16 protein-coding genes and 1 tRNA gene are annotated in these 25,924 nt (G+C 64.4%); 11 read left to right on the top strand and 6 right to left on the bottom strand.

Annotated features, from left to right (window positions below; translation table 11 throughout):
* Positions 1-16 precede the first annotated feature (16 nt).
* Positions 17-778 carry a DUF5131 family protein gene (locus DMB37_RS29095; RefSeq protein ID WP_135235405.1) on the top strand — a complete coding sequence of 254 codons (762 nt, stop codon included), beginning with the start codon at positions 17-19 and terminating at the stop codon, positions 776-778.
* Here DMB37_RS29095 and tcmP read toward each other — a convergent pair.
* Positions 753-1,907, bottom strand: coding sequence for a three-Cys-motif partner protein TcmP (tcmP, locus tag DMB37_RS29100; RefSeq protein ID WP_135235406.1), 1,155 nt, complete (start codon positions 1,905-1,907; stop codon positions 753-755). The two genes, DMB37_RS29095 and tcmP, sit on opposite strands and share 26 nt — an antisense overlap.
* Positions 1,908-2,709: 802 nt before the next feature.
* Here tcmP and DMB37_RS29105 point away from each other — a divergent pair.
* Both DMB37_RS29105 and DMB37_RS29110 read left to right on the top strand, forming a co-directional pair.
* A complete protein-coding gene (locus DMB37_RS29105) occupies positions 2,710-3,642 on the top strand; it encodes an HNH endonuclease (protein ID WP_135235407.1) in 933 nt (310 codons plus the stop codon).
* 592 nt (positions 3,643-4,234) lie between these two features.
* The gene (locus DMB37_RS29110; protein ID WP_135235408.1) at positions 4,235-5,677 is read left to right on the top strand and encodes a DNA sulfur modification protein DndB; all 1,443 of its coding nucleotides are present in this window, start codon (positions 4,235-4,237) and stop codon (positions 5,675-5,677) included.
* 1,013 nt (positions 5,678-6,690) lie between these two features.
* On the opposite strand, the gene DMB37_RS29115 is transcribed toward DMB37_RS29110, so the two are convergent.
* Together DMB37_RS29115 and DMB37_RS29120 are read right to left on the bottom strand one after the other, a co-directional pair.
* Positions 6,691-7,188: an LppA family lipoprotein gene (locus tag DMB37_RS29115; protein WP_167768970.1), complete on the bottom strand. Its 498-nt coding sequence runs from the start codon at positions 7,186-7,188 to the stop codon at positions 6,691-6,693.
* A 70-nt stretch (positions 7,189-7,258) separates the two neighbouring features.
* A complete protein-coding gene (locus tag DMB37_RS29120) occupies positions 7,259-8,950 on the bottom strand; it encodes an alpha/beta hydrolase (RefSeq protein ID WP_135235410.1) in 1,692 nt (563 codons plus the stop codon).
* A gap of 89 nt (positions 8,951-9,039) precedes the next feature.
* On the opposite strand from DMB37_RS29120, the gene DMB37_RS29125 reads away from it, so the two are divergent.
* The 3 genes from DMB37_RS29125 (at position 9,040) to DMB37_RS29140 (ending at position 12,834) form a co-directional block, all read left to right on the top strand.
* The gene (locus DMB37_RS29125) at positions 9,040-9,354 is read left to right on the top strand and encodes a WXG100 family type VII secretion target (RefSeq protein WP_135235411.1); all 315 of its coding nucleotides are present in this window, start codon (positions 9,040-9,042) and stop codon (positions 9,352-9,354) included.
* 1,617 nt (positions 9,355-10,971) lie between these two features.
* On the top strand, positions 10,972-11,838 hold the full coding sequence (locus DMB37_RS29135) for a helix-turn-helix domain-containing protein (protein ID WP_135235412.1): 867 nt from the start codon (positions 10,972-10,974) through the stop codon (positions 11,836-11,838).
* A gap of 762 nt (positions 11,839-12,600) precedes the next feature.
* Entirely contained in the window at positions 12,601-12,834 is a 234-nt protein-coding gene (locus DMB37_RS29140; protein WP_135235413.1) for a DUF2188 domain-containing protein, read from the top strand.
* A gap of 340 nt (positions 12,835-13,174) precedes the next feature.
* Here the strand turns inward: DMB37_RS29140 and DMB37_RS29145 are convergent, their stop codons facing one another.
* The 3 genes from DMB37_RS29145 to DMB37_RS29155 all read right to left on the bottom strand — a co-directional run bounded on the left by DMB37_RS29145 (position 13,175) and on the right by DMB37_RS29155 (position 14,736).
* Complete coding sequence (locus DMB37_RS29145; protein WP_135235414.1) at positions 13,175-14,107, bottom strand: tyrosine-type recombinase/integrase; 933 nt, start codon at positions 14,105-14,107, stop codon at positions 13,175-13,177.
* 99 nt (positions 14,108-14,206) lie between these two features.
* A tRNA-Arg gene (locus tag DMB37_RS29150) sits at positions 14,207-14,280 on the bottom strand.
* 69 nt (positions 14,281-14,349) lie between these two features.
* The gene (locus DMB37_RS29155; RefSeq protein ID WP_135235415.1) at positions 14,350-14,736 is read right to left on the bottom strand and encodes a DUF4345 family protein; all 387 of its coding nucleotides are present in this window, start codon (positions 14,734-14,736) and stop codon (positions 14,350-14,352) included.
* Positions 14,737-14,818: 82 nt separating this feature from the next.
* Between DMB37_RS29155 and DMB37_RS29160 the strand changes: the two genes are divergently transcribed.
* The 5 genes from DMB37_RS29160 to DMB37_RS29180 all read left to right on the top strand — a co-directional run bounded on the left by DMB37_RS29160 (position 14,819) and on the right by DMB37_RS29180 (position 25,844).
* Positions 14,819-16,852, top strand: a complete 2,034-nt coding sequence (locus DMB37_RS29160; RefSeq protein ID WP_135235416.1) for a cytochrome c oxidase assembly protein — start codon at positions 14,819-14,821, stop codon at positions 16,850-16,852.
* Positions 16,853-16,921: 69 nt separating this feature from the next.
* Positions 16,922-17,890: a threonine/serine dehydratase gene (locus DMB37_RS29165; protein ID WP_135235417.1), complete on the top strand. Its 969-nt coding sequence runs from the start codon at positions 16,922-16,924 to the stop codon at positions 17,888-17,890.
* A gap of 177 nt (positions 17,891-18,067) precedes the next feature.
* On the top strand, positions 18,068-18,559 hold the full coding sequence (locus DMB37_RS29170) for a single-stranded DNA-binding protein (protein ID WP_135235418.1): 492 nt from the start codon (positions 18,068-18,070) through the stop codon (positions 18,557-18,559).
* 88 nt (positions 18,560-18,647) lie between these two features.
* Positions 18,648-20,324, top strand: a complete 1,677-nt coding sequence (gene ettA, locus DMB37_RS29175) for an energy-dependent translational throttle protein EttA (protein ID WP_135235419.1) — start codon at positions 18,648-18,650, stop codon at positions 20,322-20,324.
* A gap of 567 nt (positions 20,325-20,891) precedes the next feature.
* The gene (locus DMB37_RS29180; protein WP_135235420.1) at positions 20,892-25,844 is read left to right on the top strand and encodes an NAD-glutamate dehydrogenase; all 4,953 of its coding nucleotides are present in this window, start codon (positions 20,892-20,894) and stop codon (positions 25,842-25,844) included.
* The last annotated feature ends 80 nt before the right edge of the window (positions 25,845-25,924 follow it).

A 25,924-nucleotide genomic window follows, 5' to 3' on the forward strand; every position in this document is an offset into this window, starting at 1 on the left:
ACCAGAGGGAGGTGTCGTGGCAGATAAATCGAGTATCGAGTGGACCGAGGCCACCTGGAATCCAGTAACTGGATGCGACCGGGTGTCGATTGGCTGCGACAACTGCTACGCGATGACGCTGGCGAAGCGCCTCAAAGCGATGGGTGCCGCGAAATACCAAACCGATGGCGATCCGCGCACGTCCGGCCCAGGGTTTGGTGTAACGATTCACCAAGGCGCCCTTGATGTTCCGCGACGATGGCGCGCTCCGCGAGTCGTCTTCGTCAACAGCATGTCTGACCTGTTTCACGCAAAGGTTCCAGCGGGGTTCGTCCGTGACGTGTTCGACGTGATGCGCGAGACGCCGCAGCACACCTACCAGATTCTCACCAAACGCTCACTTCGGTTGCAGCGCATGGCCGATCGACTCGATTGGCCGGCGAACGTTTGGATGGGTGTATCAGTGGAGAACGCAGACCATTTCGATCGAATCGACCATCTTCGCCACGTACCGGCAGCAGTGCGGTTCCTATCGTGTGAACCCCTGCTTGGCCCGCTGGACGGACTCGTACTCGATGGGGTCGGCTGGGTGATCGCCGGTGGCGAATCCGGGCCCAATCATCGGTTGATGGATCCGGACTGGGTGCGCGGCATCCGCGACGCATGCCACGAGGCGGACGTGCCGTTCTTCTTCAAGCAATGGGGTGGCCGGACGCCAAAAGCGTTGGGCCGCAAGCTGGATGGGGAACTCTGGGATCAGATGCCTACAGTGCCTATGGCTGCTGGACAGGGCCGATAACCCAATCACGTGGCTGCTTCGCACTCGCGTCGAGCTCGATACGCCCTGATTTGCTCAGTTCACGCGCCGCGATGCGTACCAACCGCTCCTGCGCAACGCCGTAATAGTTGTCGCCGAACACCGCCATAGTGTGGTCGACCAGCTTCACTCTCGGCCCGGCGGTGGCCAGCGCGATCAGATTATTTGTAATGGCGCGTAGTGCACCGTCTTGCTCGGCGTCGATCTGGCACTCGACCGTGTCGAACAGCATGTCGGCCACCTCCTCGTCCGAGGGTCCCAATGCGCCCAGCCAAGCTTGCCGCGCGGCGGCCACCGCGTCACCAAATACCCACCTTCCGTACTCGCTGCGAGTCAGGAACACCAGGTGGTAGACGGGCTGATGATGTTGCTTGCGCCGTACCGGCACCACAACCGACCTCATCCCGGTTGTCAGCCCCAGCCGACGCGCGTATTCGTGAACGACGGCCTCTGCTGCGGACTCCCATGTGGCCGAATGCGAAGCTGAGTGGGCATCAAGCGCCAGCTGACGCCACCAGTCCCCGCCACACATCACGTCAACGCAGTCCAGAGCCGCATGATCGGCGAGTTCCTTGCGTGCGACGCCGGCGGCGCGACGGATCAGATCGGCGTTGATGTTTAGCAGCGCCTCCGTCGGCGGCCAAGCCCGCCGGCGTCTCCGCAGCGCAGAAGACAAGACGTCGAACGCTAAGTTTCGGCCACACGGATCGAGGAACAGGAACAACGGTGCACCCTGTGCCCGGCTGATCACCCCGCCGAGATGATCCTGGACTTCACCGCGGTAAGCGTCTGCGGTGATGCCTTCCGCACGGTATTCCTCCGTCACCTCCGCGAGGTGTCGATAGAGCGACTGCTGCTTCTCTACCAGAACAACCTCGACATCGAGCGTGTTTTTCGACTTTTTCGCTGCTAAGAGCATCCGCTCACCGGAGGCGGGTTTGCCATCTGGGTAGCGGCCGCGGCCAGCGAACCCATCCAGCAGAACTGCACGCCCAGCACGTCGGCCTGTCATCGTCACGAATCGGATGATGTAGCTGTCTAAAATCTCGTGCTTGAAGACCGACTGTGCTCGGACCTCATCCAACAGACCAGAGGTCGTTCCTTTTGACACCGCAGCCCCCTGACGGTCGACGCCTTCGCGCCCGCTCAGGCACGAGGTAGGGACTACCGCACTCCCGATCCTGACCACGGCGCCCCTGCCAGGAGTGCGAGAGTTTCCGTACAGAAAGAATAACGCGGACGCTCGTCCTCGGTATTCGATTTTGCGCTGCGGCCCGCAGTCGCTCAAGACCCCGGAGTGTCAGGACTCGGCAGGCTCGCCGACCCGCGCGGAAGGTGCGGACTGTTTGGGTATGGACTGCTGTCCATACCCTGCTGTCCGTACCCAAAACCCTCCTTGAGCTGGGCAAATGGGGTCGGTTCCTGGTCCGGTTCCCGGGGCACACTTCATACACCCTGCGGGCGCATGAAGTGTGCCCCGGGAACCGGACCAGGAACCTAAGTAAGTAGTAGAGGTGAGGAGGGTTTTGGGTACGGAAGAAGAGAAGAAAAGATCAAAAGAGAGTTGGGTGGGTGGCTGGGTTGGGTGCGGATGTTGCGTTGGGTACGCAGTCGGGTGGGTGGTGAAGTCCGGCGAAGCGGCGGCCGTTGGGTAGACGTGGGTGGCAGAGGTGGTGACGTAACGGTCGAGGTGGGCGCGTATCGCGACAACGGCGACTTACCGAGCTGGGGCGGAAAGCGCAAGGACAGCCCGAGGCACTGCATGCGAGTGGACGGTGCTGGTTCGCAGCTGCGGCTGCCGGGGCCGCGTCTAGAGCGTTCTCACGCTTCGGGCTGCCGATGGTCCGGGGAATGTGTCGGTCCCTGTCCGTACGATTAACGCACCATCTTGGCGTAGATCGGAGGACGGCGGAGTGGCTGAGGACAGGGCATGGTCGTTGTTGACCAAGATGGAGGGCCGCTCTTGGGTGAGTAACGAGGGTTATCCCGACGCCTTGGGCTCGCACTATGCCTATGACAGCGGGGTGGCCAATCATCTCCAGGTCGATGGTGGACACCTTGTCGTGCTTCGGGATACCAACTTCGTCTACGGCGTATCGCGCGTCGACGGCATCTCCAAGGAGAAGGGCACGAAGGTGCGGTTCAAGTGCCCGAAGTGCAGCAAGGCGGATCTCTCGCACAGAAAGAGTGGCAAACCGACCGTCTATCTATGCCGGCACGAGGGGTGTCGCCACGAGTTCGACGTTCCCCTCACGGTCGATGATCCGGTGACCTTGTACGTTGCGAGCTACGGTGCTGAATGGCAGGCCCTCGACGGCGCTGTGCCAGCTGCGGACCTTGAGCTCCTACTGGACCGGTCAAAGCAGAATGCGATCCGACGCTGCGATGTTCAAGGCTTGGAGAAGCTGCTGGATCGTGTCTCGGTCTCGGTCCCTGCTGTACCGCAGGAGAAGAAGTGTCCACCTGCTGGGGGCCACCGGACTGCACTAGTTCGGGTTCGCAAAGGGCAGGACAAGTTTCGTGAATCTCTTCTACAACGTGACGGGTTGGTGTGCGCAGTCACCGGACCGTGTCCAGCCAAGGCTCTTCAGGCCGCTCACTTGCGCGCATTCGCCACGCACGGAACCCACGATCCGGATGAGGGACTGTTGCTGAGGGCTGACATCCATAGCCTCTTCGACGCCGGCCTTATAGCCGTGGATCCGACGACGATGAAGGTTGTCGTGGCACCTGCCCTGAAGGGCTACCCGGATTACGCTGGCCTTCAAGATGTTTCGATATCTCCAGGCCCTTACACGGAAGCGTTAGCTGACCACCATCAGGAAGTCACGTCTGCTTGGGTCTAGCCAGTTGGATTCGGAACTGGTCACCGACTCAGCAGGTCGCGGTGATGCGTCCACGTTCGAGGACGGCCAACATATAGGTGGGACTTTGTTGGCCTCCAGAACAATTGGGTGTCCGTCGGCTGACTTCGGTCAAGGTCCTGAACGAGAACCTCGGGCGCCTTGCCCCGGATTCGGGGCGGTCGCCCCCTGGTCCCTCCCGACATGACAACGCGGCTAAGTGCGGGATCTACCGGCCACGGCAACCGGATATAGACGATTCGGACATCGCCGCCACGCCTCTGTGCGCTCCGCGATCTTGGACTCCGCGATAGCCGAGGCGTAGCCTCCTGCGCAATTTCGAGCCGAAGACGCGCGCACGAACTTCAGCACCAAAGCTCTTGCGCACTGGCAAGATAGGCACGTGCACCGTGTCCGGCTGTTGCCGAGGCGATGCCTGAAAGCCTCGACCGGAGGTCGCTGACAAAATCCGCCGGCCCTTTTTGCCAGGCGCGCCTGGCGTATTGACTTCATATAGGCCGGCGGAATACAGTCTCCCGATGTGCCTGCGGTCCACGTTGGCGCGGAACCCCACAAGCGCGACAACGAGGACGACATGAGCGACGATGGCGAAGGCGTGGAGCTGGCACCGAACGTCGACATCGACACCCTGCGCGGTTGGATCGGACCGCCAATCAAGCTGCAGAAGAACGGGATTCGCACTTGGGCCGGCAAGATGGAGAAGATCGTCTTCGCGGCCACGATGAAAGAAATCGGCGAGAACATCAACTTCGATCGTCTGCTCGAGCGTCGCAACTTCGATGTCGAGAGCCAACGGGCCGGCAACCGCGATATGGCCGACGCACACTGGAAGAAGATCGAAGCGTTCCTGCTTGAGACGGAACGACCGTTTCTGGGAATGCTGACTGTGGCGATGCCACGCGACCAGGTGACCATCGAACCGGTGATCCCCGTCGGGATGGGCGCAGACTTGGTCAAGCTGACCGTCTACGGCGATGCAGAGAATCCTGTGATCGAAGATGGCCAGCATCGCAACATGGCGATCGCTGCGGCCTGGCGGCAGGTACGAGACCTTGCGGACGATGCAGACCCACGCCTGCTCGAGGCGCGGAAGCGGCTTGCCGAGGCCAGCGTCACCATCGAGATGCTCCTCGAGGACGATCCGGACGTACTGTCCACGATCTTTGTCCAGATGGCCAGTACAAAGCCGATCAGTCCATCACTGATCGCGGTCATGGACAAGACGAGTCTGCCGAATCGGCTCGGGTCTTATGTGATGTCGAAGTCGGACCTTTTCAAGGATTCGTCCGTATACCTGAGCACCAAGGCGGCCAGGGCATTGGCGAAAGAGAAAGGCCAAAGTTTCGATCCGCTCTACACTGCCGCTGCCGTCCGCAACACCGCTGCGAATATTGCTGGCGTCGGTGTCCGAGACCGCACACCCGAGCAACGCGAGAACATTCTCCGCGCCATCGTCGAGCAGCGGCAACTGCGTAATGGCCTAGACGAAGCCGCAGCCCTGACCTCCGTCGGAGACGAGGTCGTCGCCACGATCGACTATGCCTACAGGAACATGCCGGGATGGCGAGAAGTGGCCACAGGTGAGTCGACCATCAGCACGTTCAAGGAAGATTTCGTACACGGTGCAGCCAGCGGTCTCTACACCGTCGCTACCGCTCTGGCAGCGGCCCGCGTCGCGGGTGTCTCGCCCGAGCTCGTGGTGGACGTGATGGCTGAGTCAATCCCCTGGCGGCGTGATGCGCTCCGCGAAGTTGAAGTCGACGGAAATACCGTACGCGTGCACGAGTTCTTCGAGAACACATTGGTCCTCACCACACTAGGCAAGGACGCCGTGTGGAAGGTAGGTACCGCAGGTGCGCAACGCAGCACCTACGAAAAGGCCATCGACAAAGTCCTACGACACTTGGCGGCGCAAGACAGGCGGCTTCGGCCCCTGGTGGAACGCGCGACCCTTATCAAGCTCGGCCTTGCGTCTGCGTCACCCGGAAAACGGGGCAGGCCGAGGAAGGCGGTGTAAAAATCCGCCGCTGACATCGGTGTTCGGCGTTAAAAAGCACCTGTTCACTTTGTGATCCACTTGTTGAGCCTCGACAGCGCCCTTCGCGGGGTGCTGGAGGGTGCTGCGCCGACCTGCGCCAACAGGCCGGGCAGCCAATGTCCGGATGTCTCACCCAAAGAAACAATCAGGAACCCAATGACTGTAACGAAGTTCGGCGAGCGTGCCGACCATTGCTGCCCCATCAGTTCCAGGCGTGAGGGGCGGAATTACGCTGACCAGGGCGAATGCGGACCGAAAAATTCGGTCAACTCTCTTCGTAGTCTCCTCCCGTCGCCTCAACGATCGAAGTGGGAGACCGACTGATGATTGAGCTGTTCGCTGGCGGCGGAGCACTCGTGGCGTGTGGGATTGCTTGGTTGCGGGTCCGATCCGGCCGCCGGTCGGGGCGTACGGCGGAAGTGCACTACAACGGGCTGCTGCGGCTATGGGCAGGGTTCTTCGCAGTCGCACACAAGGACCCGGATCGACGTGAAGACGCCCGCAAGGTCGTTCGCGACACACTAGGGCCACCACCTCGCCGGCAAGTCCGTCGCCGACCGGCTCCGCCGCGGCGGCCACCGGCTCGTCGTCGTCACCGCGACTCGAAAGCTCGCCGCGAGCGATCGATCCGAGAACGCCGCTGAGGTCCGCAGATACTTCGGTGGACAGCGATCGGACATCGAGCCGCTCGACTTCGGATCAGGTTGCGGATCATCTACGGACGCGCAAGCGTTCGTAGATGATCCGCAGACGATTCGATCAAGACGGGACTGCGCTGTGATCCGCCAATCGGATTGTGGAGAAACAGACGGGCGGGCCGACGGTTCGCTCGCGGCGGTGGATCGCGCCGTGAAAACTGGACGAGCCTGCTCCAGCTCGTCCAGGCCGGACAGGTCGTCGTGTGATGTCTCCTCTGCGGTGGCAATGTCTTGGCTCACCTAATACACGAGTCGGATCCCGTGGGTGCCCCGGTCGCGATGATCTGCCTGCTGTCAGTTCCCTGGTTGCTTGTGCAGGTCTTCTTCGCGGTATCGGCAGCCGGTCAGACCTGCCAGCAGTGCCGCCTGGGCGGTACCGAGGGTGATTTCGTTGCCGTGATCGGGCGAGTGGAGTGTGACGTCGTGGCGTCCGGGTACGTCGGTTCGCACGGTGAGTGAGGTGATGCCGTCCTTCGCTGCGATGTCGCGGGCGATCTGCAGTACGGCGGGCCATTCGCTGTCGGTGATCGGCACCGGCGAGGTGAGGGTGTCGGTCGTCATCGACACGCCGTCGGTTTCCAAGTACGGGGAGGGACAGCCGAGTGTGCCTTGACCGCGGTCGGCGATGGTGCGCCAATCGAGGCCGGGTGCAACGGTTTTCGCTGCGTCCGCGATCTGCTGGAGCAGGGTCGCGAGTTGGCGTTCGGTGGCTTCGACCGAGGGCCAGGTTTGCATTTTGGCCTCGGCGTGTGCGATGTCTTGTTGGGACGGCGGGCGGTCGGGATCGTTCACCCTGTCTCCACATCCAGTCAGGATCGTCGCGCAGACGATCACCGCGAACAGTCGTGTGCCGGTCGTCATCTCAACGCACCACCAGTTCGGGTAGTCCGGCGACGACGACGGCCATGTTGTATCCACCGGTGCGGAGCTCGCCGTTGCCGCTGGGTCGTGGGTATTCGGCGTGACCGTTGGAGTCTTCGCGACGAACCCCATCAGTGGTGGTGGCCTCGCCGACGGAGAGCTGCTCGAGCTTGGTGGTGACTGGATCGGGACCGAATCGTCCGAAGCCGTCGGCCAGCGAGATCGGATCGTCCGGTGCGCGCATCACATAGCCGTGGCCTTGCGGCAAGCCCAGGTCGGGTTCGTCGTTGGCGTTGATGCCGGGTGAGCCGTAGAACACCACGTCGTCGACGGGCTGGGTGCGGCCGTGTTCCTGCAGCGCGAGCGCTGTGGTGTAGGAGCCGTAGGAGTGACCCAGAGCCGTGATGTGCGGGTCCGGTTTGTTGGAGGCGACGTCGAGGCCGTCGAAGAAGTTCGCCAGCTTCGGCGCGCCGTCCTTGGCTCGTTCCGAACTCACCGCGTCCAGCCCGAGGTCGGGCGGCGGTTCGTAGCCGAGCCACGCGATCGAGGCCACGCGTTCGTCGGGTCGCCCGGCTAGTCGCAGTTGTTTCTCGGCTTCCCGCTGCACCGCTTCCGCCTCTCGCGTCATCCCATCCAACGACTGCACCGTCGTCGATACCCCGGGCACGGCCACCGACACATGATCGGCGTTGTCTGGATCGCCGACCGCGATCGCCGCCATCGCCTTGTCTCCTGACTGCATGTCCAGCAGCAGCAGCCGCGCGCCCTTGTCCGGGTTGGCGGGGTCGAGCGGATGGTCTTTGAGGAGGGATTCGACGGTATCGAGGTCCTTCAGTTTCGCCTCGACCTGGGCGAGTTTCTGCTTGTCGCCGGCGTAGGGGTCGGGGGCGTTGGGGTAGCGGGAGCCGTCGGGGGCGTCTTTCAGTTGTTCTTGCAGGACGTCGCGTTCGCGGGTGAGCCGGGTGCGTTCGTCGTCGATGCGGTTGACGTTGGCTTCGTGCCGGGCTGCCGACGGGATGCCGTCGCGGTTACCGATCCATTCGGGATGCTGTGCGATGACTTCGCGGCGTTGCCGCTCGTCCATCGCGTCCCAATATTCTTTGTTCTGTTGCGGTGTCCCATTTTCCGGCGGTGCGGGCGCGGTGAGGCCACCTTGGGTGGCGCCGGCGGCAGAGGCCGCGGTGACGTCGGTGGCGCCTTTGTCATCGATCGCGCCGTCGGCGGCGCGATTCAGGACCGCGGCGGCGTCTGCGTCGATGTCGTCGGCCTGTTTCATCACCGCGTGTACCGCGTCCTGCAGTTCCAGCCGCAGGGACTCGACCTGCGCGGGGTCGGGCGCGTTGGGCCGCTCGGCGATGGTGACGTGTCCGGCGTCCCAGATTTCGAGGCCGTTCGCCGCCGCGGTCTGTTCAAGGGCGGCGAGGGTTTGTTTGAGATGGGTGACGGCTTCCCTGGTCTGGGTGGTCAATTCCCGGACCGCGCCGAGGGTGGCGGCCTCATCGATCAGCTGGTCGGCGGTGACGGCGAAGCTGCGGCGCGCGGCCACCGCCGCATCGCCTTGCCAACCGGGCAGTTTGCCGATATCGGCCAGCTGATCGACAACGTCGCCCACCGTGGTGAGGCGCCGAGACAACGAGGTCTCGAGCATCTCCAGCGCCAGCTCGTTCCACCAGCGAATGTCCGGTAGCAACATCGACCAAGATCCCCCACGGAAGTCGGGACTGCATACGACTGTGGGTATCGTAACGGCAATCGCACCGAATTCTTGGGGAGGCACCGTCGATGGGGGATTCTGTCTCGGTCGATCCGGCCATACTCCGGCAGGCCGCCGGCCGGTTGAACGGGCTCTACGACACCGCGGGCACCACCCTGCGCGTTACCGATCAAGCAATCACCGACAGCCGCGACGGATGGCGCGACACCGCGGCGACCGCTTTCAGCCGATTCACCGACTACCTCGACGACCGCCGCGCCACGCTGCAACGGCAACTCGCCGAACTCTCAGAATCGCTCAACACCACAGCGACCACCCTGCAGACCCAAGACCAATCCCGCGCCGCAACCACCAACCAACTCCAATCCAGCCTCGACCTCTGACCGGAACCCCGGACGCCGCCGGTCAAAAGGTAGCGAGGAAGTCGGCCAGCCGCCGATGCAGGCGGGCCAGCCACCGCCTCGATGATTGGGGCAGCAATCAGTCCGAATCCTGTTGTCTCTTAAGCGGTCAACGCCGCCCGCTTGGTCGTTCAACTGACGGACAAATCAGCGACTGTCTGAAATGTCGAAGGAAACTCGCGTCGTACACACCGTGTCTGGGTTCGCCGCAGCCCTCGGAATCACGGTGGTCATTCTGCTGATACTGCTGATCGCGCTCTGACCCCAGTGGTCATACATGTCGGTCGATCAGATACGTATGAACCGCCGTGAGGGGTCGTACAACGCTCGGTGCCACTTCACAACCGAACAGGGTGCCGACGCAATCAGATCCAATGCGTGCAAACGACGCTCGACAACATCTGCGTGGACCGTCGGTTCATCGCAGACGCTGTCGTAGACGCTGCCACAATCCGGGCAGCCACCGGACAAGGTTGTCCCCTCGCCACTGGCGGTAGGGTGGTGGTCGATGGTGGCGGCGATCTGCCTACCTGACTGTGATTGTCCGAGTAGGTGTTTCGCGAGCCTCCATGAGGTCTCGGTGCCGGTCAAGAGAAGCAGGCGATAGCCGATAGCAGGCATGCACGGGTAAAAGCCCGCAATACAGATCGTTTCGTTGCCGCAGGCTCGGCAGTTACGAGTCAGGCCGACTGCCCACAGTTCGATCGGGTGAACCTTGTTCGGCGGTTTATCGATCCGCACCGCGGGTAGTGGCGCGTCAGTGTGTCCGTGTATTCCGGTCAGACTTTCGATGTGCTGGCATCGACCACACGTAACGGTCCAGGAACCCGGTTCGCCACCAAGCCTGCCACCTCCGCCTTCCACCGGCACCGAACACATATCGCATGCTTGGCCGTACTCCGCTTTGCCACCAATCTTGGGCATCGCTGAACCTCCCGTGGCGCGCTGTGCACAAGTGTCCTCCACCAGGACCTCCGCGATGTCAGTTTTAGAGCTAGGCGAGGGTGAGCTGGTGCCTGTGGTCGGGCCGGACTGTCGCGATGTAGGTTCCGCTGACTCCACCTCGGCAGGAGACGAGGTAGGCGACGACCTGCCCACCGGTTTGGATGGTGATGCACTGCGGTGATGGTGCCAATACGTTGGACCGCATCGGGGTGTTCGGGAGCGATGCCGCGGCCGTCGGGATCGGCCCACCGTGTCACTCGGTCGCCGACGACGTACTCCCGCGATTGTTCGCTCATGTGTGCGATTCTGCCGCACTGCCTGATGACGACTCCACACGCTGATGGTCAGAATAAGGCCCTGAACAGGGCAAATAGCAACGATTGTCGTCAGTGGATCTTGGCGGTGATGCCGGGGGTATCGTCGCCGTTGTCGTCAGATGTGTCGTCGTCGGGTGAATCTTTCCCACGCCGATTTCGCATTTCCAACTATAAGGTCCGGCATCGGCCTTCTGTTTCGGAGGCCAGGCTGTGGCAGTTTCCGGTGTCCTCGCCTGGTTGCGGTCCCCGTGGTACTCAGTCGTCCTCGACCCGTCTGAGGTAACGCACCCGTCTCCACCTACGATGTGTCGCGTATCACTCTAGTTGAGGAGAAAGTATGGGCGGCGCGGACGAGGTTCGGGGGTCGATTGATCCGGCCCTGCTCCGGGCGGCAAACTCGGTGGAGCAGTTCGGCATGCTGGTCAACGCGGCGATTCGGATTCGCGGCACGAGTCTTCGGCAACTGTCCGAACAGACCGAAATCCCTCGGGGGCTGATCGCTTCCTATATGAGAGGGGTGTCTTTGCCTTCTGCGACGCGTTTGATGCCGCTTCTTGAGGCATTGGATGTAAAAGATATCGGCGAGTGGGTCGATGCCCATGCTCGGATCGTGGGTCGACGACGGCCTGTTCAGAATGTTGTCGTGGGGGGCAACCAGCAGATCAACATCATCGAGCAGGTAGGTGCTACTTCGCAGGCTTCAGGGGAGACGCTGGCGGAGAAGCGGCAGGCGATCTATTTCCGGTTCCTCGGGCATTCGATCCTCCAGGCGAATATCGCGTTCCTGTTGGCGATGGTATTCACTGCTGCGGGGGCGGGAGTGACGATCTGGGGCGCAGTGATGCTACTGACACATGCTGGTGACCCGAACTTGGACTACACACCAGTGGTCGCAACGTTGTCGGGTCTTGTTGTGGCGGGGGGAGGTGGGGCGTTCGCTTTGCACGCATACAAGGCTCGTACGCATGTAACCGAACGGGCGGATCAGGTGCGGGAAGATATTCAAAGCGATGTCGCGTTCGAGCGGGCAACCAGTCTGATAGATCGGGTACAGGATTCGGATCTCAAAGACCACCTGTTGTCATTAACAGCGGTGAAGGAACTAGGGTTGAGCCCAACGCCGATTGACTTGACAAAGCATCTACCGACGAAACGCATTGAGTCACAGCGCCTTGAGGAAATCGAACGTGGCGAACAATCGTAGTGGCTGTGACGACCCACAGTGTCTCGTGATTGAACCCCGTGGTTTACGCCTCCGCGCCGACTGCTCTTCAACTTACTTCCTCATACAGGTCATCTCTGCGCTGACGCTAGGGCTAGGGCTAGGGCTAGTTAAGGGTGGCGTAGCCATCACGTAGTGACGCCGTAGGCGGCCTTCACTCGCCCGTACGGAAGTCAGATCATCGGGCCGATTGCAGAGGCGGGGGGAATGTCCGCACGTGTCATCCGGTTTGGCTGGAACCGCCTGGCGTGGTTCGTCGCGTCGAATTGGTCATGACGAAGGAAAATGCGCCTCGCGCTGGCCTCTTTCCGGCACTGAAGTGTGAGCCGGACATCGATCGGGGCATCACCACCGCCGAAATATCCCGCAAGCGTTGCGCATGACTATCTCGCTTGGTGGGGGCGACGACAGCTAGTCACTACGATCGCGGCCGGCGTATTCCGTGATCAGGCTGCGGGAGAGCAGGTCAGGTACGGCTGGGCACAACGTGTTGTGCTGCACGGACTTGTCACCCCCAAGATCTATGATGGAGGGACCGTTCTCAACCGGACGGGGCAGGGATAGCAATCCCCGCAGTAAACGCCGAGGCCCTGCCAGAGCGTGAACTCGGGCAGGACCTCGGATTGTCTTTGGCCAGACTCTTTCGATGGTAGGGCACTCGACGTCAGACCATATGGTTGACCTCGGATGCGTTCGCGTTCGCGATCCTGAATGGGCGGAAGCTCAATTCCTCCAGGAGGATTCATGACGAACAAGCGAATCGTTCAGAAGCGTGATGACGGCGACTGGGAGGTCCGTGTGCCAGGCGCCGACCGTGCCAGCGCGGTGGTGCCGACTCAAGCGGCTGGCATCGATCGTGCCCGCGAAATTCTCAGCAATGACGGTGGAGGGGAGCTTCAGGTGCGCCGCCTCGATGGCACCATCGGACGTCAGGACACCATTCCGCCGGGCAATGATCCCCGTTCATCCAAGGGCTGAGCGATAGCGATGGCGGGGTTGCGCTGCAAAGCGGAACCCCGCCATCGCTATCTGACCCGTGTAACCGACTGCTTTCGCCCACTTATCGGAGGTCAGGAAATCGGACATTGGGCGCTGTTGAGGAAGGTCGGCACCCGACGCGCAGACGGCCTCCGTGTCAACCGATATGTAGCCTGCCAATCTGGCGGCCTACGAGCATCTGGCCATTCCACCTGACCTTGAACCGCCCGATCAAGATCGTTTAGGCTGTTTTCGACAGCAATGTATTCTAGTTTCTTGCTCGTCCTCGACTAGGGTATTGGCTGGTCAGCGCAGCTTTCAGAGTTTTTGATCTCATAATTCACAGCTGGTCGCCGAGCCTCGCGCGGCGGTGGGCATCTTTGGCCCGCTCGGTAGCGACGGACGCACCGTACCGGCCGAGCATCTGCCGGGATCGCCAGCCCGCCAGCATCATCAGATCTTGTTCCTGTCCGCCGTTGGCCAGCCAGTTGTGGGCGAAGTAGTGGCGGAACAGGTGTGGATGGATGTGCCCGATGCCGGCGGCCTGGGCGCGGCGTTCGAGCATCTGCTGGATTCCCGATGCGGTCATGCGACCGCGGCTGCCCAGCCACAGTGCCGGGTTGTCGTTCACCGCGAAGGGGTGCCGAGCGCGGACGCGGAGGTAGCGCCGGATCGCGGTGCGTGTCTTGTCCCCGAACGGCGCGGTCCGGGGCCGGCGACCCTTGCCCAGCACCAGCACGGTGTTCTCGGCGAAGTCGAGGGCGTCGAGGTCCAGCGGCGCCATCTCGCCATTGCGCACACCCGTGTCGGCGAACAGGCGAATCAGGGCAGTGTCGCGCCGGTCCTCGAAGGTCGTTCCGCCGCACTCGGCCAGTAGCTTGCGCAGCGCATCGACCGCGGGAACGGGGGTCGGCTTGTCGGGCACGGTCGGTGGGATCATCTTCAGGAACGGGTCGGCGTCCAGGATCTCCTCGCGCACAAGGTATTTGCAGAACTGCTGGAGACTGCGGTACTGCCGGTGCGCGAACTCCGGGGTGATCGGACGGCCGGTGCGCTGATTGGGGCGGGTCAGGGTGTCTTCGACGTAGGCGCCGATGATCGGCTTGGTCAGCGAGGCTGAGGTGGTCGGCAACTCCTTGCGTACCAGAAACTTGCGGAAGTAGCCGATGTCCCGGCGGTAGGTGTCGATCGTGCCCTTGGACTTGTTGGTCTGCCGCAACTCGCTGGTGAAATCCTCCAGCAGCTCGTCTAGGTCATCGAGATCCTGCCCCATGGACGAAGTCTACTCGCGACAATCCCTAGGTGTTTGAGCGTTGTGCTGGATGGGTATTCCCGCTCTGACCCGGAATACATCCAGGTCAGAGCGGGAAAGCGCCCCCGGCAGGAATCGAACCTGCGACCTAGGGATTAGAAGGCCCTTGCTCTATCCAACTGAGCTACGGAGGCAGTGGGTTCCACCATGGCCGACATTGGTCGTGCTGTCCAGCGCGCCAATTATAGCGACCGACCAGATGGCTAGGGGTCGAGCGTGACGGCGAGTACGAGCATTGCGGCCATGATCACCTCGAGCACCAGGTAGAACCAGACGGGGAAGAAAGCGGACGGGCTTTCGACGAAACCCGACCAGATCCGGCCGACCGCCATGCCGCCGAGCGCGGCGGCGACTGCGACACAGGCCCCGAATCTGAGGTTGCCGACGTCGGCGGCGGCCAACCCGAGAATCACCGCGGTGGCGATGCCGAAACCGCCGTAGACGGCACGCACCTCGGCGCGAGCGTCCGCGCGGTCGGCGAGCAGCCCGAGTGGGTCGACGAGTTGGCTGGGCCGTAGTAGCCCGTAGACGCCCATGGCGGCGAAGAACAACGCCACCAAGGCAATCAACACGATCGACACGATCGACATTGCACCTCCGTGATTCGCCGACCACCCTATCGGCACAAACCCGACGCGGCCACGCGATAACAATCGAACTACGCTGTGTCGTATGTCGTCAGCGCAGGATCCGTCCGCTTCATCAGGTCCGGAGGTCACTCGGCCGGCGGCGACATACGCGGTGATCATCACGCTGGCGGGGGCGATCGCGGCGGTGGTCGCGGCGCTGGTGGTCGCGATGTCCGCGGCGCACGCGTTGAGTCTGCTCGGCATCCCGGATCCGGGTCCGCTGACCACGTACGGCCTGCCCGCGGTGCGCGCGCTCGCCGATCTGTCGGCGGCGCTGACCGTCGGTTCGCTGCTGTTCGCCGCGTTCCTGGTGCCGCCGCAAGCGAGCGGCTTGCTCGACGTCGGTGGGTATCGCGCGATTCGGCGTGCCTCGAACTTCGCGCTCATCTGGGCTGTGTGCGCCGCCCTGCTCGTTCCGTTGACGGTGTCGGACACCACGGGGCAGCCGGTCGGTGACACGCTGCGACCGGACGGCTTGTGGCGCGCCATCGATCAGATCGAGCTGGCGGGCGCCTGGCGGACCACGGTGATCTTCGCGCTGATCGTGGCGGTCGGCGCCCGGCTCGCGTTGCGCTGGGGGTGGACGCCGGTGCTGTTCGCCGGGTCGATCGTGACGATGATGCCGCTGGCGTTGACCGGGCACTCGTCTTCGGGCGGCGCGCACGATGTCGCCACCAACAGCCTGATCCTGCACCTGGTTTCGGCCGCGATCTGGGTGGGCGGCTTGTTCGCGCTACTGGCGCATGCACGCCGTGGTGGCGCGCACACCGATCTGGCCGCGCGGCGGTTCTCGCTGACCGCCACCCTCGCGTTCGTCACCATCGGGGTCAGCGGCGTGATCAACTCCTGGGTCCGGGTGCCGTGGGACGAACTGTTCACCACCACCTACGGCAGGCTGGTGCTCGCCAAGGCCGCCGCGCTGCTGATCCTCGGTCTGATCGGCTTTGCGCAGCGGCGCGCCGCACTGCCTGCGCTCGCCGCGAACCCGGCCGACCGTGGCGCGCTGATCCGGTTCGCCGGGGTCGAGGTGCTGATCTTCGCGGCGACCATGGGGCTCGCGGTCGGCCTCGGCCGGACCCCGCCACCACCACCGACCTCGATCCCGACGCCCGCCGAGGTGGAACTCGGCTACAACCTGGCCGGTCCTCCGACCGTCGGGCGACTGCTTTTCGACTGGCGATTCGACCTGATCTTCGGGACGCTGGCGATCGTGCTCGCGGCGGTGTACCTGCTCGGTGTGCGCCGACTTCGGGCCCGCGGCGACGCGTGGCCGGTCGGGCGGACCATCGCCTGGCTGTCCGGCTGCGTTGTCCTGCTGATCGCCACCTCGTCCGGGGTGGGGCGGTATGCGCCCGCGATGTTCAGCGTGCACATGGGCGCGCACATGGCGCTGTCCATGCTCGCGCCGATTCTGTTCGCGCTGGGCGGGGCGGTGACGCTCGCGTTGCGAGCCCTGCCGCCCGCCGGACGCACCGGCGCTCCCGGACCACGCGAGTGGATTCTGGCCGCGGTGCACAATCCGGTGTCGCGCTTCCTGACCCACCCGATCGTGGCGTCGGTCATCTTCGTAGGCGGTTTCTACGCGCTCTACCTCGGCGGGATCTTCAACACGTATGCGGATTCGCATGCGGCACACCTGCTGATGAACCTGCACTTCCTGCTCAGCGGCTATCTGTTCTACTGGGTTGTCATCGGCATCGATCCCAAACCGCGCCAGGTGGAACCGCTGACCAAACTCGGCATGGTGTTCGGTTCGCTGCCTTTCCACGCGTTCTTCGGTATCGCGCTGATGAGCATGACCACCGTCCTCGGCGGCTGGTTCTACCGCAGTCTCGGCCTCGACTGGAACGGCGACCTGCTCGGTGACCAGCGCACCGGCGGTAGCCTGGCTTGGGCCAGCGGTGAGGTGCCGCTCGTCGTGGTGATGCTCGCCCTGCTCATCCAGTGGTCGCGCAGCGATCGAAAGCTGGCGCAGCGCACCGATCGAGCCGCCGACCGCGACCATGACGCCGCCCTCTCCGCGCACAACGCGATGTTCGCGGAGCTGGCCAAACGCGATGGAGGGGTACACAAGTAGGGGTAAGACCATGCCTGCGGGCGTGCGGTCTCAGGTCATGGTGGAGTCGAGCGTGGTCAAGGTGTGGTTGTGAACGAACGGTCCGTAGTTTTCTCCGAACACAGACCGATCGATCGGATCTACCGATCCGATGTGCGGGCCGCGCGTAAGCGGCTGGCCGGACGGATCCGCAAGACACCGGTCTTCCACACCACCGTGACCGGGCCGAACGGTCCGGTACCGGTCACCATGAAGCTCGAATACCTGCAGCACGGTGGCACTTTCAAGGTCCGGGGCAGCCTCAACGCGCTGCTGGAATCCGCGGCGAGCGTCGACCAGGTGGTCATCGCGTCCGGCGGCAACGCGGGTATCGCCGCCGCGCTGGCGGCCGCGCAGCTCGGAAAGTCCTGCACCGTGGTCGTTCCGGAGTCGGCGCCGCATACCAAGGTGGCCGCGATGTGGTCGCACGGTGCCGAGGTGCTCTGGCACGGAACGACATACGCCGAGGCGCTCGATTACGCGAACGAGCTCGCCGCGGAACGTAATGCGCTGCAACTGCATGCCTATGATCTGCCCGCGATCGTCGCGGGCGCGGGTGTGGTCGGCTTGGAAATCGAGGAGCAGGTGCGCGGGCGGCCGTCGGTGCTCGCCGCGGTGGGCGGTGGTGGGCTGGTGGCGGGCATTGCGGCCGCGATCGGCCGCCGGCAGCAGGTGATCGGCGTCGAGCCGGAAGGCATTCCCACCCTGCATGCGGCGTTGTCCGCGAACCGGCCGGTCGAGGTCGGCGTGTCCAGCATCGCGGCGGAATCCTTGGGCGCCACCAGAATCGGCGATATCGCGATGGATATCGCGCGGCGTTATCAGGTGCGTTCGCTGCTGGTGACCGACGACGCCATCGCGACGGCCCGCGATTACCTGTGGCGCGAGTTCCGCGTCGTGGTGGAGTTCGCGGGTGCGGCGGCATTGGCGGCGGTGCAGAGCGGTGTGTATGTGCCTGCCGACGATGAACGTCCGGTGATCGTCCTCTGCGGTGCCAACACGGATCTCTCCGTGCTGTAGTCGCTTTCGCATCCCTTTGCCCTGAAAGAAGCGCGGGATGTCCACATCCGAGAAAGTTGTCCACATTCTCGGATCGCGGCGCCCGGCCGTCCGCCGAATCGATGAGGCTGGAGGCACTCCTCGCGGGGAGGAAGTCCCCGGGCAACCGCCACGGGTCGAATGCGAAGGGGCGTCATCATGTACGAGGCGAACGCGACCGTGATCGGCACCATCGTCAACAATCCGGTGAAGCGGGACCTGTCCAACGGTGAGCAGGTGCTGAGCTTCCGGATGGCGAGCAACTCGCGCCGACTGGACCGCACGACGGGGGAGTGGGTGGACAACGGCACCTTGTTTCTCACGGTGAACTGCTGGCGCAGGCTGGTGGCAGGGGTCGAGGGCTCGTTGCGCCGCGGCGATCCGGTCATCGCCCACGGTCAGTTGCGTTCGCTGGAATATCGCAGCAAGGACGGCTCGGAACGGCGCGACCTGGAGATGCGGGCCAGCGCCGTCGGACCCGACCTCGCTCGCTGCGTCGCCCAGGTGACCCGGTGGTCGGAGATGCGGAATACTGGAGATGGCTTCGGCGCTGAACAACCAGGGCCGGCAGGCGATGGGCCGGGGGAGAATGTCGCTGCCGCAGTTGCGGCGCCACCCCGGACAACCCACCCCGAGCACGCCGACGCCTGACCCCGGCGCGGCGCCGTTCCGGCCGCGCGTTGCGAGGGGTATCCGCCGGTTCAACTCACCGTTTCCGACACCGATAGGCTTCCTCCTTATGGCTGAGTTCATTTACACGATGAAGAAGGTTCGCAAGGCGCACGGCGACAAAGTCGTGCTCGACGATGTCACCTTGAACTTCCTTCCCGGCGCCAAGATCGGTGTCGTCGGCCCGAACGGCGCCGGTAAATCCAGCGTGCTCAAGATCATGGCCGGACTGGACCAGCCGAACAACGGCGACGCCTTTCTCGCCAACGGCGCGACGGTCGGCATCCTGCAGCAGGAGCCGCCGCTGAACGAAGAGAAGACGGTTCGCGGCAACGTCGAGGAGGGCCTCGGCGAGATCAAGGTGAAGCTGGATCGCTTCAACGAGATCGCCGAGCTGATGGCCACCGACTACTCCGACGAGCTCATGGAAGAAATGGGCAAGTTGCAGGAGGACCTGGACCACGCCGACGCGTGGGACGTCGACTCCCAGCTGGAGCAGGCCATGGACGCGCTGCGCTGCCCGCCGCCGGACGAGCCGGTCACCCAGCTCTCCGGTGGTGAGCGCCGCCGCGTCGCGCTGTGCAAGCTGCTGCTGAGCAAGCCCGACCTGCTGCTGCTCGACGAGCCGACCAACCACCTCGACGCCGAGAGCGTGCTGTGGCTCGAGCAGCACCTGGCCGCGTACGCGGGCGCCGTGCTCGCGGTCACCCACGACCGGTACTTCCTGGACAACGTCGCCGAGTGGATCCTCGAACTCGACCGTGGCCGCGCCTACCCCTACGAGGGCAACTACTCCACCTACCTGGAGAAGAAGGCCCAGCGGCTCGAGGTGCAGGGCAAGAAGGACCAGAAGCTGCAGAAGCGGCTCAAGGACGAGCTGGCCTGGGTGCGCTCCGGCGCCAAGGCCCGCCAGGCCAAGAACAAGGCCCGCCTCGGTCGATACGAGGAAATGGCGGCCGAGGCCGACAAGCACAGGAAGTTGGATTTCGAAGAGATCCAGATTCCGGCCGGCCCGCGCCTCGGCAACGTGGTGGTCGAGGTCTCGCACCTGGACAAGGGTTACGGCGACCGCCAGCTCATCAAGGATCTGTCGTTCACGTTGCCGCGCAACGGCATTGTCGGCGTGATCGGCCCGAACGGCGTCGGTAAGACCACGCTGTTCAAGACCATCGTCGGGCTCGAATCCCCCGACAGCGGCGAGGTGAAGGTCGGCGAGACGGTCAAGCTGAGTTACGTCGACCAGAACCGGGCAGGCATCGACCCGAAGAAGAATGTCTGGCAGGTCGTGTCCGAGGGCCTCGACTTCATCCAGGTCGGTAACCAGGAAATGCCGTCGCGCGCGTACGTCAGCGCGTTCGGCTTCAAGGGCCCGGACCAGCAGAAGCCGGCCGGCGTGCTCTCCGGTGGTGAGCGGAACCGGCTGAACCTGGCGCTCACCCTCAAGCAGGGTGGAAACCTGATCCTGCTCGACGAGCCGACCAACGACCTCGACGTGGAAACGCTCGGTTCGCTGGAGAACGCGCTCGAACAGTTCCCGGGTTGCGCCGTGGTCATCTCCCACGATCGCTGGTTCCTCGACCGCACCTGCACCCACATCCTGGCGTGGGAGGGCGACGCGGACAACGACGCCAAGTGGTTCTGGTTCGAGGGCAACTTCGAGGCCTACGAGGCCAACAAGATCGAGCGCCTCGGCCTGGAAGCGGCTCGCCCGCACCGGGTTACGCACCGCAAGCTGACCCGCGACTGATCGAGACCGCGGGCCGGCCAACCCCTCGGGTCGGCCCGCACCTCGGTTGTGCCTCGGCCTAGCCGACATGCTCCGGAATCCAGTCGTGCCATCGACCTGACGCCACGACTCGATCCCGGCCCCACCGAGCCCACAATGCCGGGCCCGGACCGACGAGTTCGTCGCGCCACGATGAAGGACGTCCGTTATGTCTCGGATCCGGTACAACCGCACCCCACCGGCGCCCACAGCCAGTTCGAATCTCGCTAGTGTGGGACACGTGAATGCGCAGGCACAGTTCGAGCAATCGGCGGTTCCCACCGTCGACATGGTGGCCGAGCTGATCCGAGGTGCTTCGGCCCCGCTGCCGCCGCAGAAAGACCCTGTCGCGCACACCTGACGTTCGCGAGTCCGAACGATGCTGTGCCTGGATCCTTCATCCGAGCTGGGCAATCGCGTGGCGAACACCGCGGTGATGGTGAACACCCCAGGATTGGAAGGGATTTCACCCCCTCGCCTGCAGCGCACAGCTACTCTCGGACCGGCGTCGCTTTGTTACGGAACCGAATCCGAGGAGTTGGCGAAAAAATGACGGTCTCGTCCGAATTGTCCAGTGCGGCGTGGGCCGCGAGTTTGCCGCAGGTACTGCGCGGCGAACTGGCGACCCTCGAGGAGGCGTATTTCCGCCACGTCGACGCTGGCGATGTGGACTGCGCGATCACCGGCATCACCCAGATCTTCCGGCGGCACATGGAGTTGGCCATGCACCGCCCGGCGGGCCGGGCGTTGGTCCGGGTGTATCACCCCGACGACGGCTCCGGCCTCGGCGCGGCGGTGCAGCTGGTCACCGACGACATGCCCCTGCTTGTCGAATCGATCACCTCGTCGCTGAACAGGCTCGGCGTCAGTGTGAGCGAGGTAATCCACCCGATCTTCGAAGTCGAGCGCGATGCGGAGGGACGCCTGCAGCACGCCGCCCCGCACGAAGTAGTGGACGGCACCAACGGTGCCACCGCACTGCGCGAATCATGGATGCACCTGCAACTGCACCCGGCCACCAGCCGGGCGCTGCTCAGCCGGATCGAATCCGGCATGCCGAACGTGATCGCCGATGTCCGCCAGGTCATCGGTGACACCGAGGCGATCAAGGATGTACAGAGCAGGCTGGCCGACGACCTGGAGCTGGCCGCCAAGTCGGGCACCGCACCGTTCGCGGAAACCGACCTGTCCGACACCGCGAACCTGCTGCGCTGGCTGGCCAGCGGCAACTTCACCGTGCTCGGCTACGCCCGCTACCAGCTGAGCTCCGAGCAGGGGCGCGAGTCGTCCAACCCGATGCCGGGCACCTGCCTCGGCGTGCTCCGGCCCGACGTCGGCACCGACTTCCGGGTGCCGATCAACGCCGCCGACCGCCCGCTGCTGATGCTGACCCAGGGTCTGGTACCCGCCACCGTGCACCGCTCGGTGTATCCGTACTTCATCGGTGTCGCCGACTTCGACGAGGCAGGCACCATCGTCGGCGAGCACCTGTTCATCGGCGTCTTCACGGTCACCGCGGTGCACGAGAACGTGCTCGACATCCCGGTGATCGAGCGCCGGGTGCGCTCGGTGATCGAGGAGAGCGGTTTCGACCTGGAGTCGTTCTCCGGGCAGGCGATGCTCGAGGTCATCCAGTCCTTCCCGCGCACCGAGCTGTTCTCCTCCGACGCCGAGACGATGCGCCGGACCGCCCTCGCGGTGCTGAACATCGGCCTGCGCAGACAGGTCCGGCTGTTCCTGCGCGCCGACGGCTACGGCCGCTTCGTCGCCTGCATGGTCTACCTGCCGCGCGACCGCTACACCACCCGGGTGCGGCTGGAGATGCAGGAGATCCTGGTCCGCGAACTGGGCGGCGTCTCCATCGATTACTCCGCGCGGGTCGGCGAAAGCGACCTGGCCAGTGTGTATTTCACGGTCCGCATGCCCGAGGCCGAGTTCGGCGCCCCGCGCTACGCGGCACCGCCCGCGGACACCTCCGAGGCGAACCGCTTGCGCATCCAGGGCCTGCTCGCCGAGGCGAGCAGGACCTGGGAAGACCACCTGAACGACGAGGTCAGCACCTCCACCATGCTCGACCCGGCGGTCGTGCAGCGCTACGCCGAGGCGTTCCCGGACGCCTACAAGGAGGACTTCGAGGCAGGCCGCGCGCTCGCCGACATCGTTCGCCTGGAGCGCCTGCGCGAGGGTGGCATCGACCAATACCTGTACCGCAACGCGGATTCCGACCCGGGCACCTGGCGGTTCTCGCTCTACGTCGCAGGCCCCGGCATCTCACTGAGCCAGGTGCTTCCGGTCCTGCAGAGCCTCGGTGTGGAAGTTGTCGACGAGCGTCCGTACCAGCTCGAACTGGAGCCACAGCCCGGCGGTGACCCGAGCACCGGCGGCGAACGCTGGATCTACGACTTCGGTCTGCTGGCCCGCGCCGAGTTGCTGCGCAGCGCGCTCGACCGCGACCTGGATGCGGAACTGCTCGAGTCGTCCAAGCGGGCCGCCGTGCTGGAGGCGGAGGTCCGTGGCCTGCGCGAGCGGTTCACCGAGGCCTTCGAGGCGGCCTGGTACGGCCGCGCGGAAGCGGACGGACTCAACGAACTGGTGCTGCGCGCACGCCTGCCGTGGCGTGCGGTATCGATCCTGCGCGCTTACGCGAAGTACCTGCAGCAGGCCGGTTTCCCGTACAGCCAGGCCAACATCTCCCGGGTGCTGCTCACCTACCCGGACGTGGCTCGGCTGTTCGTGGACCTGTTCGGGGCACGCTTCGACCCGGACAACTTCTCGGCCGAGCACGCCGCCGAGCTGGAGATCCAGGTCCGCGGCCGGATCGACGAGGTGGTCAGCCTCGACGCCGACCGCATCCTGCGCGCCATCCTCAACCTGATCAGGGCGACGCTGCGCACCAACTACTACGTCACCGACGCCGAGGGCATGGCGCGTGACTACATCTCGATGAAGGTCGAGCCGCGGGAGATCAGCGAATTGCCCAAGCCCAGGCCGCAATTCGAGATCTTCGTGTACTCGCCGCGGGTCGAGGGTGTGCACCTGCGGTTCGGCTCGGTGGCCCGTGGTGGGTTGCGCTGGTCGGACCGGCTGGAGGACTTCCGTACCGAGGTGCTCGGCCTGGTGAAGGCCCAGGCGGTGAAGAACGCGGTGATCGTCCCCGTCGGTGCGAAGGGTGGCTTCGTCGTGAAGCAGCCGCCTGCCGCCACCGGCGACCCCGTCGCGGACCGGCAGGCCCTCGGCGCCGAGGGCGTCAGCTGCTACCGCACCTTCATCTCCGGCCTGCTCGACGTCACCGACAACGTGGATCGCGCGACCGGCAATGTAGTGCCGCCCGCCCGGGTGGTGCGCCGCGACGGCGACGACACCTACCTGGTGGTGGCCGCCGACAAGGGCACCGCCACCTTCTCCGACATCGCCAACGATGTGGCCAAGCGCTACGGTTTCTGGCTCGGCGACGCGTTCGCCTCGGGCGGCTCGGTGGGCTACGACCACAAGGCCATGGGCATCACCGCCAAGGGTGCCTGGGAGAGCGTCAAACGCCACTTCCAGGAAATGGACATCGACACCCAGACCGAGGATTTCACCGTCGTCGGCATCGGCGACATGAGTGGTGACGTCTTCGGCAACGGCATGCTGCTGTCCGAGCACATCCGCCTGCTCGCGGCGTTCGACCACCGGCACATCTTCCTGGATCCGAACCCGGACACCGCTGCCTCTTACGCCGAACGGCAGCGGATGTTCAAGCTGCCTCGCTCGTCGTGGGCCGACTACGACGCCTCGCTCATCAGCAAGGGCGGCGGCGTGTGGGACCGCACGGTGAAGTCGGTGCCGATCAGCCCGCAGGCGCGAAAGGCGTTGGGGCTGGCCGACGATGTGGAGTCGCTTTCCCCGCCCGAGTTGGTGCGCGCCATCCTGCTCGCGCCGGCTCAGCTGCTGTGGAACGGCGGCATCGGCACCTACATCAAGGCGAGCACCGAGTCCAACGCCGACGTGGGCGACAAGTCCAACGATCTGGTCCGCGTCAACGGAAACGAGTTGCGCGTCAAGGTGATCGGCGAGGGCGGCAACCTGGGTGCCACAGCGCTCGGCCGCATCGAGTTCTGCCGCCACGGCGGCAAGATGAACACCGACGCGCTCGACAACTCGGCCGGCGTCGACTGCTCCGACCACGAGGTCAACATCAAGGTGCTGCTCGACGGTGTGGTCAGCGCGGGCCAGCTGCCAGCGCCGGAACGCAACCCGCTGCTCGCCTCGATGACCGACGAGGTCGCGCGGATGGTGCTGGAAGACAATGTGGCGCAGAACTTCCTGATGGGCATGTCGCGCACCGACGCATCGCAGATGCTGAACGTGCACATGCGCCTGATCGAGGATCTCGAGGAGCGCCGCGGCCTCGACCGCGAGCTGGAGGCGCTGCCGTCGAAGACGCAGCTGAAGCGCATGCTGGAGGAGGGCACCGGCCTGACGTCGCCGGAACTCGCCAATCTCATGGCGCACGTGAAGCTTTCGCTCAAGGCCGACCTGCTCGACACGGATCTGCCGGACAGCCCGTTCTTCGTCACCCGGCTGCCGGACTACTTCCCGACGCCGCTGCGCGACCGGTTCGGCGCCGCGATCAAGAAGCACCGGCTGCGCCGGGAGATCCTCACCACGATGATCGTGAATGAGATGGTCGACTACGGCGGCATCACCTACGCGCACCGGTTGAGCGAGGAGACCGGCGCCACGGCCACCGATTCGGTGCGCGCGTTCGCCGCGGCCACCGAGATCTTCGGCCTGCCGGAGATGTGGGCCAGGATCCGGGCGGCCGACGCCACCACCGCGGTGCGTGACCTGCTGGAACTGGAGACCAAGCGGACGCTGGACCGGGCGTCGCGCTGGTTCCTGAGCAACCGTCCGCAGCCGATCGCGGTCGGTGCGGAGATCAACCGGTACTGCCAGGACGTGCAGGCACTGGCGCCGAAGGTGCCGGGCTGGCTGCGCGGACACCACGTCGCGACGCTCACCGATCAGTCGGCCGAGCTCATCGCCCGCGGTGCGCCGACCGACCTGGCCACCGAGGTGTTCGGGCTGCTCAACCTGTTCCCGCTGCTCGACATCGTGGATATCGCCGACATCACCGATCGCGACGGCGACGAGGTCGGTGCGCTCTACTACGCGCTCAACGAGCACCTCAAGATCGACTGGTTGCTCCAGGCGGTCAGCCACCTCGAACGCGGCGACCGCTGGCACTCGCTGGCCAGGCTCGCGCTGCGCGACGATATGTACTCGTCGCTGCGCTCGCTGACCCTCGATGTGCTCTCCGCCGGTGACCCGGAAGAGAGCGCCGACGAGAAGATTGCATACTGGGAGTCGAAGAACCAGTCCCGGCTCGGGCGCGCCCGAGCGGCACTGTCGGAGTTGTTCGAGTCCGGAACCCACGATCTCGCCACGCTGTCGGTTGCGGCGCGGCAAGTGCGAAGCATGGTGAGCGGGGTGGGCGCCCAATCGGAGGTACCACGTTGACGAGCTCGTTGAACGGTAACGGGAAGGCACACGGCGGCAACGTCGTGCTGCCCAAGCGTTTCCACACCCAGGTAGAGGTC

Source organism: Nocardia sp. CS682 (genome assembly GCF_004634405.1).
GTDB classification, from domain to species: domain Bacteria; phylum Actinomycetota; class Actinomycetes; order Mycobacteriales; family Mycobacteriaceae; genus Nocardia; species Nocardia ninae.

What these genes read in the sequence shown, in the direction of transcription:
- DMB37_RS29170 (WP_135235418.1), top strand. Translation starts at nt 18,068, where the DNA reads ATGTACGAGGCGAACGCGACCGTGATCGGCACCATCGTCAACAATCCG.
- DMB37_RS29120 (WP_135235410.1), bottom strand. Translation starts at nt 8,950, where the DNA reads ATGTTGCTACCGGACATTCGCTGGTGGAACGAGCTGGCGCTGGAGATG.
- ettA (WP_135235419.1), top strand. Translation starts at nt 18,648, where the DNA reads ATGGCTGAGTTCATTTACACGATGAAGAAGGTTCGCAAGGCGCACGGC.
- DMB37_RS29135 (WP_135235412.1), top strand. Translation starts at nt 10,972, where the DNA reads ATGGGCGGCGCGGACGAGGTTCGGGGGTCGATTGATCCGGCCCTGCTC.
- DMB37_RS29180 (WP_135235420.1), top strand. Translation starts at nt 20,892, where the DNA reads ATGACGGTCTCGTCCGAATTGTCCAGTGCGGCGTGGGCCGCGAGTTTG.
- DMB37_RS29140 (WP_135235413.1), top strand. Translation starts at nt 12,601, where the DNA reads ATGACGAACAAGCGAATCGTTCAGAAGCGTGATGACGGCGACTGGGAG.
- DMB37_RS29155 (WP_135235415.1), bottom strand. Translation starts at nt 14,736, where the DNA reads ATGTCGATCGTGTCGATCGTGTTGATTGCCTTGGTGGCGTTGTTCTTC.
- DMB37_RS29110 (WP_135235408.1), top strand. Translation starts at nt 4,235, where the DNA reads ATGAGCGACGATGGCGAAGGCGTGGAGCTGGCACCGAACGTCGACATC.
- DMB37_RS29145 (WP_135235414.1), bottom strand. Translation starts at nt 14,107, where the DNA reads ATGGGGCAGGATCTCGATGACCTAGACGAGCTGCTGGAGGATTTCACC.
- DMB37_RS29125 (WP_135235411.1), top strand. Translation starts at nt 9,040, where the DNA reads ATGGGGGATTCTGTCTCGGTCGATCCGGCCATACTCCGGCAGGCCGCC.
- DMB37_RS29160 (WP_135235416.1), top strand. Translation starts at nt 14,819, where the DNA reads ATGTCGTCAGCGCAGGATCCGTCCGCTTCATCAGGTCCGGAGGTCACT.